This is a genomic window from Novosphingobium sp. Sphag1I (genome assembly GCF_056279125.1).
On sequence record NZ_JBWBQS010000024.1, the window covers coordinates 1 to 14,265 of the forward strand.

Annotated in this window: 11 protein-coding genes and 1 pseudogene; 5 read left to right on the top strand and 7 right to left on the bottom strand. The window is 59.5% G+C overall.

The genetic code is table 11. The features are described from left to right. Positions 1-82: 82 nt before the first annotated feature. Positions 83-859, bottom strand: a pseudogene (gene istA, locus ACZ9HU_RS20370) (IS21 family transposase); the annotation flags it as partial. Positions 860-1,006: 147 nt separating this feature from the next. Here istA and ACZ9HU_RS20375 point away from each other — a divergent pair. The 5 genes from ACZ9HU_RS20375 to ACZ9HU_RS20395 all read left to right on the top strand — a co-directional run bounded on the left by ACZ9HU_RS20375 (position 1,007) and on the right by ACZ9HU_RS20395 (position 9,456). Continuing rightward, positions 1,007-2,593 carry a sensor domain-containing diguanylate cyclase gene (locus ACZ9HU_RS20375; protein WP_476107708.1) on the top strand — a complete coding sequence of 529 codons (1,587 nt, stop codon included), beginning with the start codon at positions 1,007-1,009 and terminating at the stop codon, positions 2,591-2,593. 118 nt (positions 2,594-2,711) lie between these two features. Then, positions 2,712-3,590, top strand: coding sequence for an RNA polymerase sigma factor (locus ACZ9HU_RS20380; protein WP_476107710.1), 879 nt, complete (start codon positions 2,712-2,714; stop codon positions 3,588-3,590). Further along, a complete protein-coding gene (locus tag ACZ9HU_RS20385; protein WP_476107712.1) occupies positions 3,580-4,638 on the top strand; it encodes a FecR family protein in 1,059 nt (352 codons plus the stop codon). Before ACZ9HU_RS20380 ends, ACZ9HU_RS20385 begins: the two co-directional genes overlap by 11 nt. Positions 4,639-4,768: 130 nt before the next feature. Continuing rightward, positions 4,769-7,282 (top strand): TonB-dependent receptor domain-containing protein, encoded by a 2,514-nt coding sequence (locus ACZ9HU_RS20390; RefSeq protein ID WP_476107714.1) that lies wholly within the window; start codon positions 4,769-4,771, stop codon positions 7,280-7,282. A 38-nt stretch (positions 7,283-7,320) separates the two neighbouring features. Continuing rightward, positions 7,321-9,456 (top strand): Atxe2 family lasso peptide isopeptidase, encoded by a 2,136-nt coding sequence (locus tag ACZ9HU_RS20395; protein WP_476107715.1) that lies wholly within the window; start codon positions 7,321-7,323, stop codon positions 9,454-9,456. On the opposite strand, the gene ACZ9HU_RS20400 is transcribed toward ACZ9HU_RS20395, so the two are convergent. The 6 genes from ACZ9HU_RS20400 to ACZ9HU_RS20425 all read right to left on the bottom strand — a co-directional run bounded on the left by ACZ9HU_RS20400 (position 9,410) and on the right by ACZ9HU_RS20425 (position 14,228). Next, positions 9,410-11,158 (bottom strand): asparagine synthase-related protein, encoded by a 1,749-nt coding sequence (locus tag ACZ9HU_RS20400; RefSeq protein ID WP_476107716.1) that lies wholly within the window; start codon positions 11,156-11,158, stop codon positions 9,410-9,412. The two genes, ACZ9HU_RS20395 and ACZ9HU_RS20400, sit on opposite strands and share 47 nt — an antisense overlap. After that, positions 11,155-11,835 (bottom strand): lasso peptide biosynthesis B2 protein, encoded by a 681-nt coding sequence (locus ACZ9HU_RS20405; RefSeq protein ID WP_476107718.1) that lies wholly within the window; start codon positions 11,833-11,835, stop codon positions 11,155-11,157. Before ACZ9HU_RS20405 ends, ACZ9HU_RS20400 begins: the two co-directional genes overlap by 4 nt. An 84-nt stretch (positions 11,836-11,919) precedes the next feature. Then, entirely contained in the window at positions 11,920-12,039 is a 120-nt protein-coding gene (locus ACZ9HU_RS20410) for a benenodin family lasso peptide (protein WP_476107720.1), read from the bottom strand. Between the two features lie 92 nt (positions 12,040-12,131). Further along, complete coding sequence (locus tag ACZ9HU_RS20415) at positions 12,132-12,752, bottom strand: GntR family transcriptional regulator (protein ID WP_476107721.1); 621 nt, start codon at positions 12,750-12,752, stop codon at positions 12,132-12,134. Next, the gene (locus ACZ9HU_RS20420; RefSeq protein WP_476107723.1) at positions 12,749-13,621 is read right to left on the bottom strand and encodes a phytanoyl-CoA dioxygenase family protein; all 873 of its coding nucleotides are present in this window, start codon (positions 13,619-13,621) and stop codon (positions 12,749-12,751) included. Before ACZ9HU_RS20420 ends, ACZ9HU_RS20415 begins: the two co-directional genes overlap by 4 nt. Further along, entirely contained in the window at positions 13,611-14,228 is a 618-nt protein-coding gene (locus tag ACZ9HU_RS20425; protein ID WP_476107725.1) for an acyl-homoserine-lactone synthase, read from the bottom strand. Before ACZ9HU_RS20425 ends, ACZ9HU_RS20420 begins: the two co-directional genes overlap by 11 nt. Between the last annotated feature and the right edge of the window lie 37 nt (positions 14,229-14,265).

The window sequence follows — 14,265 nt, forward strand, 5'->3', positions numbered from 1 at the left end:
ATTCATATCTGGGCGGCATCAGCCCCCTCGCATTCGAGGCCAAGGTGGCATAGTGAGATAGGTGACCGGCACAAATCCGTTACAAGTCCACCTTGATATGGCCGTGGGCGCTCTCGATCGAGCCATTCTCATGGGCAATACCTGTGTTGTTGCGCGTCGGTTCCATCCCGTAGTGGGCGCAAAGCGCATCATAGCGCCGGGTCAAGTCGGCCTTGGCATCGGCCTCCAGGTTACGGAATGCGGCTGACAAACTGTCGGTTCGATGCAGCCGCGGTGCCCCGCCGGCCGACCACAGCGCATTTTGCAGTCCCTCGGCCAGAGCCACAAAGCTCTCGCCGCCCAGAATGATATGGGCATGCTCGAAGCCGCCGCACGGCAGCCGGAAATGATAAAGCAGGTGAGCCAGTGGTTTACCGGCGATGGTTACCTCCAGATCGTTCATGCAGGTAAAGTCGGAAAGGCCCATACGTCCCGGCTCATGTACCTGGCGGAAAATAACTTCACGGTCTTGCCCATGCAATGCGCGCCAATGACGGATGCGCCGTTCCAGCGTCCGTCGTGAGCCAAACTCGGTCTCTGGAGATCGGCGCCGCAGTTCCTCGAAGATTGCGATGGGCCGCAGCCCCGGAGACGCCTCTAACATGGGGACGACAATCTCTTCGAATATCCCCGCCAAGGGATCTGGGCGTCTGCGGCTGCGAGCGCTTTGCCTCTGGGATGGGAGTTCGCCGCTTTGCAGCAAGCGGTAGCCGGTGGCCGTGCTGGACCCGGCCTTTGCCGCCGCCAGAGCGACGGGCGCATTACGTCTGTTGGTCATGAAAAGTCTCACCTGATGATCATTGATGTGTCGACCGGCCACACGTCAGGTCCTCCTTCCGGGAAAACCTCATGCATAGCGGCCACCACGACCATCACAGACACTCTGAAACAGAATGCCTCCGGTGTGTTGGGATCGGCTCCGGGCTACGCCCCGCGCCGATCCCAACACACCGGATTCTCATCTTCATTGTCGCGCGTTCTCATCCAGATTGCCGTGCTACAGAAGCCGGTTCTCCTTGCCGGTCTGATCGCCAATCAACTGGCCAATGATGCCATGCGCGGTTTTGCTTGGGGGCATATTCTCTATGCCGTGATCAACATGGGGCAGGTGTGGGTGGCGGCCTCGCTCCTGCAGCGCCGATTGTCCATGCCGGGCCTGCTGTCCGACATCCGCACGCTTGGCCATTTCGTGCTCTGGGCGGGCTTGATTACGCCTGCCATCGGCGGGGCGCTGGGCTCGCTGGTGACGCTGGTGATTTATCAGCAGCCCTTTGTCCCCTCCTTCGCGCGCTGGTTCTTCAGCAATGGGGTGGGCTTTATGGTCGCCACTCCGTTCTTCAAATCGATCTGGGATGGCGCCTATGCCGAATGCTATCGCATCAAGAGCGCGGCGCAGCGATGGAAGATGCTGGGGCTTTTGGCATCCTATTCGGCTTTGGTTGCCTTCGTCTTTCTGCAAAACGATATGCCGCTGCTCTTTCTGCCGATCTGCGCCCTTGTCCTGCTGACCTTCCCGTTGGGGCGTCAGGGCATCCAAATCGCCATGCTCATCACGGCCATTGTGGGCACTCTGGTCACGATGGAGGGCCATGGGCCGGTCGCGCTGATGCATGGCGGTCTGCTGGCCAAATCGGCTTTCTTTCAATTCTATCTGATCATGACACTGGTCACCTGCTTTACCGTTGTTGCAGTCGTTGCATCGCGCGCCGATGTGGGGAAAAAGCTCCACGACCGTGAAAAATCGATCCGCATGATTCTGGCAAATGGCCCGGATGCCGTGCTGGGCTTTGATGCGGATGGGTGCTGTATCTTTGCCGGTGGCCCCACAGAGGCACTTCTGGGAACGGCGGCTGAAAGTCTGATCGGAGTTTCATGGCGGCAACTGGCCCATAAATGGTCCGGCCTTGAGAACTTATTTGAAGGCAGCGATACCGTTGTCGATCTGCAAGCAACGCAGGGCATTTGTCTCGAAGCCTCGCTTGCTCCCCTCGATGATGACGAGGGTGGTTCAGGATCGGTTGTCACGTTCCACGACATCACCACCCGCGCTCTTCGCGAACGCGAGCTGGAGAAAAAGGCTTATACTGATGACCTGACCAAGGTTCTCAACCGGGCCGGATTCCACCAGAGCGTTCAGGAAGCCATGGATGAAGGCGGAATATGCACGCTGGCCCTGATCGATGTCGATCATTTCAAGATCATCAACGACCAGTTCGGCCACAATAAGGGCGACGACATTCTTGCCAGAATTGGAGAATGCCTCAAGGCCGAAATCCGGGTGAACGATCTGGTGGGCCGCATTGGTGGCGATGAGTTTGCGATCTTGTTTCGTGCGGATGCTTCCACGGCTGAACAGATATGCAACCGGATCCTCGACCGGTGCCACGCTCTGGCGAATTCGGCAAAGGATGGTCGTCTTTTACGCGTTACGTTCAGTTGCGGCGTCGCTGAAATGGTGCCGGGTTGGACCAAGGCGCAATTGTTTCATACCGCTGGTGAAACCCTTTACGAGGTCAAGACGCAAGGCCGCAATGCTGTGCGGATGCGGGCCTGAGGGCTGAACCGTAAAAGCTCTTGAACAAGCACCTTTCCGAACTGATGTGGCAATTGCGCGACGATTTCGGTCTTTCTGATGGGTAGTCCATCTGACCGCTTGCCTAAATGTCTGGCTTATGCAGACTTTCCTGTGCGACGCGAGGGCGCCGCCGAGGCCTGAGAACCTTGATCGAAAATCAAATCCGCTGCACTTGATCTGTGCGGCCGGGTGGCCGTTGCTATGTCCAAGCGGTTTTGCCGCCAAAGGCAGCGGCGCGCGTTCTTCGATCGTGTTCTCAGCACCCGGTTTGCAGCCGCCTTCGTTTCGCCAGCGAAGGATGTTGCGCGGTCATGCAGGTGTTATTTTTGAAGCTGGGCAGCCTCAGCCCATTCCATCAGGGCGAGCGATCACCATGAGCCTGAGGCCCGGCGCGGCGACTACGTCGATGGACTTAGTATGCAATCAGGACAGCCAGGTGCCGAATGCGCAGCAAGCAGGCAACCCGTCCTTTGGACGGCGCGCCCTTGAAGCGCTCTACCGCTCGCAGGCAGGACGCCTGCTGCGCCTTTTCAATCGCCGATCAGATCCGCAGGATGCTGCCGATCTCGTCCACGAAACATTTACCCGCTTTGCCTCTGCGGTTCTGGAGCGCGATGCGGCGCCTGAATGTCCCGAAAGATACCTGACGCAAGTGGCCGTGAATGTCCTGAATGATCGTAGCAGGAACCCCGAGCGGCGTATGGCCCTGTACGCTGTGCCCGTTGACGATATCGCCTTGCCTGCTTTGGATGAACTTGCGGCCCATGAGGCAAGGGATATGCTAAGCCGTGTCGAAGGGGTTATGATGATGCTCAAGCCACTGACGCGGGATATTTTCATTGCCCGTCGGTTTCATGGCTATAGCCGCGCGGAAATCGCCGCGAAGACGGGATTGAGCGTCAAGGCGGTCGATAAGCACCTTGGCCGGGCGGTCGTGCATCTGCACCGCCATTTTGGAGTCGATGATGCCAACTGATCCGAATGCCGAGGCAGATCTTGATCGCGTAGCAAGCGATTGGCTGGTCCGCATTCAGCTTGGCGACGCAACAGGGCCGGGTGAAACCGCCCGTGGCCGTATCGCGGTGCTTGCCGCCTTTGAGGCATGGCGCGGCGCAGACCCGGCACATGCAGCGGCTTATGAACGAGTCAAAGCCTCCATGGCCAAGGTTGATGTCGCCGCTGGTGGAGGACTGGTGGCCAATAGCCGTCTTACCCGTCTGCCTTTTGTTAAACGCCATCCGTTTGTTGCCCCGGCTATCGCGGCGGGGCTGGCTGCCACTTTCGGGCTTCTGTCATTTTATATGATGGATCCATCGCAACGCGCTTTGATCGCTGGCTCCGAAGCGGCAAACCCGGTTTCCGATGCTGTTTATGTCACGATGCTGGGTGAAACCCGGCAGATCGGCTTGCCTGATGGTTCGACGGTGCTGCTCGACGCGGACTCGCAATTGCGGGTCCACTTTTCCGCCGAGGCGCGAGAGCTTCGGCTCGATCATGGGCGCGCGCGCTTTACCGTCGCGCATGATGCCTCGCGTCCCTTTGCCGTGGATGCAGGAGATGGGCGAGTCATCGCTCACGGGACGATCTTTGATGTCGCTATCGGGGCCGGTGGTGTCCGGGTGGCGCTCCTGCGCGGTGCGGTCGAAGTACGCCTGCAACGCGGGCCATCGGCGCAAAACGTGACTGCCCGTAATCTCACACCGGGGCAGCTACTCAGCTTTTCGCAAGCAACCGATTTGCCTTTGCCCAGCCTGATAAAGGCTGACGAGTTGGATTGGGTTTCCGGGCGCGCATCCTTCAATGAGGCTCGCCTTGGTGATGCGGTCGAGGAGATCAACCGGTATAACAGGCAGAAGATCGTCCTTGGCGATCCCCAGCTTGGCGAGTTGCGAGTATCCGGCGGGTTTGACGCGCGCAAACCCAAGGCCTTTGCGCAAATCGCCGCGCAGGCGCTGGGGCTGACTTTGGTCGAACGGCCAGACGGTCAACTCTCCCTCGCTGGCAAGAATGGACCCATGAGATAAAAAATTTTCGCGGGGAGGGGGGGAAGCTTTTCGCCCGCTCCCGTCAATGCCCCCGAGACGCACGCTGAGGTCGCGTCAGGGAGGCATGATAATGCAAGTATCAGGAATGAAACGGGCGGTAGCAGGCCTCATGTCTGCTGTAGCGGCCGGTAGCTTCTGCCCGGCCTTTGCTCAGGAAGGGCAGCGCCATGAGGTCAATCTTCCCGCTGAACCGTTGAGTGAGGCCTTGCGCGATCTGGCCTCGGCGACCCATGGCAATATTATCGCCGCCGCGCGGGATACCGAAGGAAAGCAGGCTGCGGCATTGTCGGGCAGCTACACTTTGCCAGAGGCTATCGCTCACCTGCTTGACGGGACCGGCCTTCATGTCGAGGTGCTGGATGGCAATTACCTGATCCGGCGCGGCGCGCAGCAGGGCGATGCTTCTAACGGGATCATTGTAACGGGCTCAAGGATTGCCGGCGCGCCGGTCGCATCGCAGGTCATTTCCGTCACCCGGTCGGTGATGGAGGAAAGCGGCTACTCGGATCTCGGGCGGCTGGTGCGCGATATTCCCCAAAGCTTCAGCGGCGGTCAGAACCCTGGCGTCGGCACGAATGTTCCGGCTGGCCGAGGTGTTGATGTCGGCGGGGCCTCATCGATCAATCTGCGCGGTCTGGGCAGCGATGCAACGCTTACCCTGCTCAACGGACACCGGGTTCCCTATACCGCATCGCGCCAGAGCGTCGATGTCTCGGCCATTCCCTTCGGCATTATCGATCGTATCGAAATCGTGCCCGATGGAGCTTCCGCGCTCTATGGTTCGGACGCGGTGGCGGGCGTCGCCAATATCGTACTGCGTCGCGACATGAAGGGCGTTGAGACCAATGCGCGGATCGGCGGCAGCACCGATGGCGGCAATTTCCAGCAGCAATATGGGTTGGCCGGAGGTGAGCGCTGGAAGAATGGCGGCATCATCCTCGCCTATGATTACAGTTCCTCCGACGCCATTTGGGGGCGTCAACGCTCCTATGCCCGCGATGTCGCGCCCAAGCTTTCGCTGATGCCGGCGATTTGGCATCACAGCATGGCGTTCAACGGTCATCAGGCGCTCAGCGACAGACTGACTTTCACAACCGATGCCTATTTCAACCTGCGGCGCTCGACCGGAACCTATCCTCAGGTTTCAGGCGGCCAGACAGGCACCGGCGCCCTCAACACGAAGGATCAAATCTGGGGGATCGCACCGAGTCTCAAACTGCAGCTCGATTCCGGCTGGCGCTTCAATCTGGCCGGTACGACGGGCAAGGAGCGCGTCGATCTTGTCAGCACCCTATGTCTGGCAAGCTGCGCGACGACCGCGACCAGCTATTACCGCAATTCGGCCAGTTCGGTGGAATTGAATGGCGATGGCAAACTGCTTGATCTGCCTGGCGGTCCTCTGAAACTCGCAGGCGGCGGCGGGTATCGAACGGTCAGCTTCGTCCGATACGCCGGTGTCGGCAGCGCAGTGAACACCCAGCATACGCAGGACAGCTATTATGCCTTTGGCGAGCTGGCCATTCCGATCATCGGGTCTTCGCAGGAAATACCCTTCATCAGGCAACTCAATGCCAGCGCGGCGGTCCGCTACGAACGCTATCCCGGCGTTGCCAGTGTCGCGACCCCGAAATTTGGGCTGATCTACGCTCCGGGTGAGGATTTTGATATCAAGGCAAGCTGGGGCAAGTCCTTCCGTGTGCCTACTCTTTATGAACAATATCAGCCCCGAAGCGTCTATCTCTATCCTGCCAGATCGGTCGGGGCTGCCTCAACTTCCCCGGCAACATCGGCGGTGCTGCTGGCGCTGGGTGGAAGTCCCTCGCTCAAGCCGGAGCGGGCGACGACATGGTCAACCGGTATCGCCTTCCATCCGCGCGCGGTCCCGGGGGCAAGGTTGGAGGTGACCTATTTCAACATCCATTATCGCGACCGGATCGTCACGCCGATTACCACACTGTCGCAGGCGCTGAGCAATCCGATCTTCGGCGATCAGATCACCTATGCGCCTGATGCGGCCACGCAGGCGGCGGTGATCGGCGCGGCCTCGACCTATCTGAACGCGACAAGCTACGCCTATAATTCGGCCAATGTCGTGGCGATTGTCGACAACAGCAACGTTAATGCCGGGCATCAATGGGCCAGGGGTGTCGATATTCTCGCTGAATATGCCTTTGATCTGAGTACGCACGATCATTTGAGGCTGGCTGCCAATGCGAGCTATCTCGACAGCCGCCAGCAATTGAGCAGCAGTCAGCCCATCATCCAACTGGCCGGCAATATTTTCAGTCCGCCCCATTGGCGCGGGCAGGCGGGCGTCACATGGAAACATGACGATGCGATGGTCAATCTCACCGGCCATTATATCGGCGGGGTGATCGACAACCGCTATGCCACGCCCAAGCGGCTTGCAGTTATGGCAACGCTGGATCTCACGGCGCACTATGCCCTGCCGCATCTGATGCCTCACCTCGATAATCTGGCTGTCTCCGTCTCGGCCCAGAACATCTTCAACGCCAAGCCGAGCCAGATCACGATCTCCACACTGACAGATACGCCCTATGACTCGGCCAATTACTCGCCGATCGGGCGCTTCCTCAGCTTTGGAGTCAGCACGAAATGGTAAGCTGGCTTATGAGGCGGAAGCGCCTCCTTCTATCCGTCATGACACTGAGCGGAACGTTCGCTTTGGGCAGCTATGCAAGCGCGGATTGCGAAGGCCTTTTGCCCCCACAAGTCGTGGGCGCGGCGGGTTCCCGCGCCATCACCGCGCTTGATCTGGTCGAATTGCGGGACATCGGTCCTTCCGATGCTTCCGTCATGGGGATCAGCCCTTTGGCACTCTCGCCTGATGGCAAAGAGCTAGCCTTCATCCTGACCAGCGCGGAGGTGAAGTTGAATATCGTTTGCCGAGGTGTCGTTGTCGTCGGTCTGGTCGATGGCCGCGCGCGCCTGATCGATACTGGCGGGGAACCCATTTTCAATTCCGGGCCTTTACGCGGTCTGGAAATGTTCGACGGGGCTCTCAAGCTGGTGAGACCGGTTTGGTCGCCGGATGGTCAATGGGTGGCCTATAAGCGGCGTGATCATGGCGTGATTCAGGCATGGCGCGCGCGGGCCGATGGCAGCAGGGCGGAGCAGGTCACCCATTCGCAAGCCGATGTCGTTGGTATGGCGTGGAGCAATGATGGCAGCCGATTGATCGTGGCCACCCATCCTGATCAGGCGAAGTTTAAGACTGAATTCGACCAAGAAGCGACGAGCGGCTGGCTTTATGACGCGCGGATCATCCCGAATATTTCCCCGCGCCCACAGATGCCTGCGCCCTTGCCCGAAGAGGTGACCAGCATCTCTTTGGCCGATGGGGCTGGCGCTTTGGCATCCGAAGCGGATGCTCTGATTTTGAGGGCAGCTGCCACGGCTGACGATGAGCTGGCGCCCAAAGCTCAGGCGTCGAATGGCGCGCGGGCATGGACCGAGCGGGTCGGAACAGGGTTTTTCGCGCCATCCGGCCTGAAGGTGATGGATGCGCGTAAGAGGCAGGTCGATTGCCCGTGGGAAATGTGCCGGGGAAAGATCGTCGGGCTTTGGTGGGATAAGGCTTCGTCCGCCCTCATCTTCCTTCGCCGCGAAGGCTGGCAATATGGCAGCATGGGCCTCTATCGCTGGCGTCCGGGAAAGGGCGGGCCGCACCGTATTCTTGCCACAGGCGATGTGTTGACCGGTTGCATTCAGGCTGGAGCACACCTGATCTGCGATAGCGAAAACTCGAAGGTTCCAAGGCATATCGTCAGGCTGGACGCGAAGACCGGGCGTCAGAAGGTCATTTTCGAGCCCAACCCGGAATTTGCGCAAGTGCGGTTGGGGAAGGTCCAGCGCCTGACCTGGAAAAACAGCTTCGGCCTGCCGGCCTGGGGTGATCTAGTGTTGCCGCCTGACTATCAGCCCGGCCAGCACCTGCCCCTGATCGTCGTGCAATATCATAGCGATGGCTTCCTGCGCGGCGGTACCGGCGATGAATATCCCATCTTCCGATATGCGGAACAGGGTTTTGCGGTCCTGAGCCTCGAACGCCCACCGCTTTATGCCTTGTCGCTTTTGGGCATGACGACCGTTGACAGGATCATTGCCGCCAATCAGCAGGACTGGTCCGAGCGGCGCAGCCTGCTCTCATCGCTGCAAACGGGCGTTGAGAAAGTGGTCGCGATGGGGATCGCCGATCCCGCCCGCATGGGGATCACCGGTTTGAGCGATGGCGCAACAACGGCGCGCTTCGCCATGATCAATTACCCGGTCTTTGCCGCCGCTGCGATCAGCACCTGCTGTTTGGAGCCGCACACCGCCATGACGAATGGCGGCATTGCCTGGGCCGATTGGCAGCATGACAAGATCGGCATACCCCTGGCCAGCGAAAACCGCCCGGATTTCTGGAAATCGGCCTCGATTTCGCTCAACGCCGACAAGATCGAGGCGCCCTTGCTGATGCAACTGGCGGACAAGGAATTCCAGCTATCGCTCGAAGCCTTCACGGCGCTGCGCGAGGCTGGAAAGCCTGTTGAAATGTATATCTTTCCAGATGAGGAGCATGTGAAGGGACAGCCTGTTCATCGGCTGAATGTTTACAATCGAAACCTCGACTGGTTCGCCTTCTGGCTGCAAGGTAAGAAGGACGCCGACCCAGCCAAGGCAGTTCAATATGCCCGCTGGGAAAAAATGAAGGCGGCGCGGGATGCTCGCCTCAGTCCGGCGGCGGCTAATCCCACGAGCGTGCCCACACTTCCGCGTCAACCAGATCCATGATCAGCGAATATCGGAAATCGCGCGTCGGGCCGACCGCATCGATCATGGTGCGCACAGCATCAAGATCGAGGATGCCAAGGCCCGCCAATCGTCCATCGAGGAGCATACAGCGAATGCGAGGCCGGTTTTTGAAGTAGAGTTCATGCATGAAGGGAGCAGGCGTGCCCTTGGTACGCCGGTTGATCAGTTCGGGCGGCAGGTTCTGTGCGAAAGCCGTCCGCGCTGCTGCCCTGTTGTGACCCGGGGCGAACCAGCACCAGATGGGAAGCGACAGCACGGTTTCGACAATCGGCTGGCATACGAAGGGCGAGAAGCGGGGGCGCAGGCCATCAAGCGGTGGACCCTGTTCAACATTGGCCTGCGTCGGCATGAGCAAGGCGACATGCGCGGCCTTGCCTGCCCCCATCGTCGCTGGCGGTTCCTGCCAAGGATGGAGGGGAAGGTGGTTCAGCACCGTTCGTAAATCCGGGGTGAGGAAATGGTCTCTCTTCTCAATGCGCAGGCTATTGTCACGGGTTACGGCGCGATGGATAGTCCTTGCCACCACACTGGCGATGCTGGCGCCCGTGAGATCGGCGAAGGCGGTACTCAACTGCCAGAACCGTTTGCCGAGGCTATTATGACGGAAGACTTCGACGAGCGCGGCAAGCGACATGTAGTTGAAAAATAGATTGTCCCCGCTGCCACCATCGATCACGGCATCAGCACCTTGTTTGTCTGCGAACAAGCCAACGAGGCGATCACTTTCCTGCGTAAAGGCTCGGGCGAAAGGGCGTGCTCCTCGGGCCGCGGCGGATATTGCCAGATCCACGCCACCCAGCGTCCGATAGGCCTCCATAAGCTGAGCGCCGGTTGCTTGAGCCGCTAGCTGCGCGAAATGACGTTCGTCTCCCATCGCCGATTGGGTCACCAGTGTGATCGCCTGAAATGGATGCTTGGCTTGCTGCAGACAGGCTGCGAGAGCGGAGGAGTCAAAGCCGCCCGACAGCATAAGGACAATCTGCCTATAGTCCTGCGTTTGAGCGGCGACGCTCGCAATCAGAACCTGTCTCAAAACCTCTCCGGCATGCTCGATGCTGGCGACGCCCAGCCGGTCGTTACAATGGTGCCATGGCGACCAAAGCTTATCGACTGAGGGTCTTTCACGCTCTAAGTTGAGCCGATTACCACCGGCCAGCGAGTGCAGCCCATGCAGGCATGTCAGGTCCTGCGCCATCTCGGGCTGCGCGATGTGGCGGGCCAGTGCCAGCGGGTCGATCTGAAGTTGCGAGACCCCGGTGTCGGTCAGAAGCCCGGGATGCGAGGTGATGGTAATCGTGTGCCCGTCCCTAACCCAATAGCAGCCCAGGCGGCCGAATGGGGCGCGAATGATCCGGGCATTGGCGCCCGTATCGCCATCGCCGTCGATCAGGAACGCGACGTAATCACCCCAAAATTGGTCGATCAGGATCTGGCCTTTTGTCTCTGCGATCGCAGCCCAATCTTGCGGGGACAGGGCCGTCACCGGTTCGATGGTCTGACGAGAATAGATCCGGCCGAGAATGGCGCCATACGGTGAGATCTGGTGAGGGACTGAGGCTGACGTAAACAGGCGCAGCGATGCGACATTGAGCAGCGCATCGAAACCCTTGGGGGCGTCCAAAGGTGGAAGCGGAAAACTCGGCACGGCAGGTATCTGAGCCAGATAGGCTTGTTCCATCATATCACCAGAATCGGTTTGAACGTGCGGGTGATGTCGAGGTCGTCCCCGATCAGATGCTCGCCATGTTGCAGCCAGCAATGGGCCTGAAAGGGGCCGAGCTGGACGCCAAGAACGACTTCGCTTGGCACCCGGCGATCCAAAAGGTGGTGGGCAAGGCCCAGCGCGATCGGCAGGCATTGGTCATGGCTTGTTGTGAACAGCGTGATGCGCCTCAACAGATTGGCAGCTTCCTGCAAGGCGGGGCCGGGATCGATACATGGGCTTGAAAGCGATGCCTTCCGCTGTCTGAACTGGTGTAGCGATACCGAGAGGCCTCGCCATTGGAGAAAACGCCGTGCGATCATCACCCGCAGCGCAAAACGAAGCTGGGTGAAGGCCGAAACCTCGGCTTTGCTTGAGGAGATGTGAGCTATTACTGGGAGTCGGTGTTCGCACAATTTTGGTGCAGGCCCGCCACGGGCTTCCATCAGGATGCCGGACTTGGCCAGTTCGCCGATACATTTGTCATCGCCCGTGGTACGAGCCGTTCCGGCCAACAGATGTTTCAGGGACTGCTCTTGCTCGGCTTTCAGCGCGAGATAGCGATCCGCCTGCTGATCGAGAAGGATGAGTTGCCCTTCGACCTCGCAGCAACTGATGCCGGGTGCGAATGTGAAGTGACCGGTTGCAAGCGTCATGGCAGGATCGATCCAGAACCCGAGTAATGTAGGATGATCGAAACGAAGATCGCGCCCGGCCTAAGCCGGACGCGATCCGCGAGGTCAGTCGCGGGCGATGCCGGCCTGGTTCTGGCCGTTCTGCTCGTCGGGGATAAGGCCGTTCTGGCCCTTGGTTTCCTTGCTGGCGACGCCCAGTTCGATCACGGTGTCATTGCGCTTCATGAGCTTTACTCCTTCTAGCCGCATAAGTGCGGCTCGGTAATGGTATGAAGGAGCAGCGTGTGATCCAAACTTATACGGGATATATTTCGTCTTTATATGAGGGCATTGCGCTGAATATTTATCAGTATCTGGCCAGCTAATCTTTTGCGGCGGTTTGTGTATCGCGCTACGAGCTTGCGCATGTCTGAGTACATGTTCTGGCCGAAGCACAGGTTCATGGCATGCAGCTCTTGCTCTCCCTCTTTGATCATGGTCCCTTCTGCCATGCGGGCACCATAGAGCCGCGCATTGATGCGGGTTATGGCCCACCCATGCTCACGATTGGTGGAACTGTTGGCGACCCATTGAAACAGGATCGCAACCCGGTCCGCCAAATCGATCTCATTCCGATTTGTGATTTCTTCAGGCGAGGGCGAGGCGTTCTGCGGCGTCTGGCATCGCAAGGCGGCGGTCAGTACATCACTGTTCCAGCAATAAAGGTCAAAAAGCCCTTGTTCGTCGAAACTTGCGGTGGTGAAGCCGCCATTGGGCAAGGCAACCACCAGATCCTCGCCGGCCAGAATATGGAGCGCATCGCGCACTGGCGTCTGGCTGCTGCCGAGCTCGTCCGCGAGACGGAGGGGATCGAGCCTCGTGCCTGGGCGATACCCTCGTTGCCGTAACTGCAGGCGCAAAGTTTCATAGATACGGGTTGAGGTCGGGCCGGCATTCATAGATTGGCCTCCACGAATTGTACGACCATCGCAGCCTGATCGGGGCGAAGTTCATCGACCGCGCCCAAGGGGGCAACTGGCGGGTTCCCCAACAGCAGGGATGGGCACCGTCCTTCGACATTGCCGAGGTTGGGCCGATGCTGCCGGTAGCCCACCAGCGCGGAGAGCTCTGGCGGGAAATGTCGTGCTACTTCTGGCGGATAGACCAGCCATTGATTTTCATAGGGTTTGAGCCAGCCAAGGCAGTAGCTCACGATCATGCCGCGCCGGATTTCTGTGCTGTGGTTCGCGCCGCCGCCATGAAGCGTTGAGCCAAGGAAAATCAAAGCATCGCCCGGCTTCATCGTTGCGACGAAGGGCGCGCCATCCGGTCCTACTTGAAGGCCTTCCGCGCCATGACTGCCGGGCCAGAGCAGCGTTGCGCCATTCTGCGCTGTATAGTCGGTGAAGGGCCACATGACGTTGATGAGATATTCGACGCGGCCTGTTTCGCCCCGCCACATGTCCTGATCGCGGTGGGGCGGTTGGAGCGGGGCGCCGGGGTGGATCGCGATCCCCTGCGTGAGGTTGAGTTGCAGATTGTCGCAGAAGGGGCTGAGAATTGCTTCGCTCAGTGCCAAGATCAGCGGCTGCGTGATGAAGGGCGCGGCGTGCTGGGAGCGGCAAAGCAGCTTTCCGAACCGCCGGGTTCGCGCGCCATAGAAGCCGCCCTTGCTGAAGGGCGTTTCGGCAAAGGGCTGCGCAAGGTCATCGTCGAGTGCTGTAACCTGCGCAGGTGGCATCAGGCCCCGAAGGATCAGAAAGCCGTCCTGACGTAGTGTATCAGCCAGAACTGCGATCTCGTGCTGGTGAGGGCGATCATGCTGCATGACGGACCTCCAAGGTCTTGAGCGTCCGTATATAGATGCCGGTTGCCGCCAGTCGTTCCCGTGTGTCGGGTTTCAGGTCGATCCGCAGCCCGGTAAGCTGCTGCCCATCCTGCTGTCTGGGGCGGCCCAGCGCCCGGCAATCCCAGCCGAACGCGCAGATTTGCTCAAACCAGGCCAGTTCTGCGACGCCAGTATAGGCGGACAGTTCGTGGACATGGCCATAGTCGGCCAGTGCGGTGATAAGTTCGTTTCGCGCCCGCCGACGGTCTTGTGCGCGCAAATTTCGTTCCAGACAAAATCGGGTGATCTCACGAACGGTGGCCCCCGTGGGCGGCGCGTCGGCGCATAGGTCAGGGAAAATGGCGCTGAGAAGGTGAGGGCGGGTTGTCGGCAGAAGCCGGGCTGATGCCCGGTGGCTGCCATCGGCAGCGCTGACGATGAGATAGACCGCTCCGGGCTCGTCGAAGCGATCCAATTCGTAGGCATTGTCGCAGACGGGGAGGTCCCATTTGAGCAGATCAATGAACACGCGCTTTCGCGCGGAAAACATCGAGCAAAGCACCGGATCGGACCGCCAATCCGGCGAATAGGCTAGGACATGCAACATGGCTTGCGCTCCTTGAAAGGGGAAGGCAAGCATCAGA

Coding starts and splice junctions, on each gene's coding strand:
- ACZ9HU_RS20410 (WP_476107720.1), bottom strand. CDS start 12,039: ATGAAGCGCAATGACACCGTGATCGAACTGGGCGTCGCCAGCAAGGAA.
- ACZ9HU_RS20405 (WP_476107718.1), bottom strand. CDS start 11,835: ATGACGCTTGCAACCGGTCACTTCACATTCGCACCCGGCATCAGTTGC.
- ACZ9HU_RS20385 (WP_476107712.1), top strand. CDS start 3,580: ATGCCAACTGATCCGAATGCCGAGGCAGATCTTGATCGCGTAGCAAGC.
- ACZ9HU_RS20400 (WP_476107716.1), bottom strand. CDS start 11,158: ATGATGGAACAAGCCTATCTGGCTCAGATACCTGCCGTGCCGAGTTTT.
- ACZ9HU_RS20395 (WP_476107715.1), top strand. CDS start 7,321: ATGACACTGAGCGGAACGTTCGCTTTGGGCAGCTATGCAAGCGCGGAT.
- ACZ9HU_RS20425 (WP_476107725.1), bottom strand. CDS start 14,228: ATGTTGCATGTCCTAGCCTATTCGCCGGATTGGCGGTCCGATCCGGTG.
- ACZ9HU_RS20380 (WP_476107710.1), top strand. CDS start 2,712: ATGCAGACTTTCCTGTGCGACGCGAGGGCGCCGCCGAGGCCTGAGAAC.
- ACZ9HU_RS20390 (WP_476107714.1), top strand. CDS start 4,769: ATGTCTGCTGTAGCGGCCGGTAGCTTCTGCCCGGCCTTTGCTCAGGAA.
- ACZ9HU_RS20420 (WP_476107723.1), bottom strand. CDS start 13,621: ATGCAGCATGATCGCCCTCACCAGCACGAGATCGCAGTTCTGGCTGAT.
- ACZ9HU_RS20415 (WP_476107721.1), bottom strand. CDS start 12,752: ATGAATGCCGGCCCGACCTCAACCCGTATCTATGAAACTTTGCGCCTG.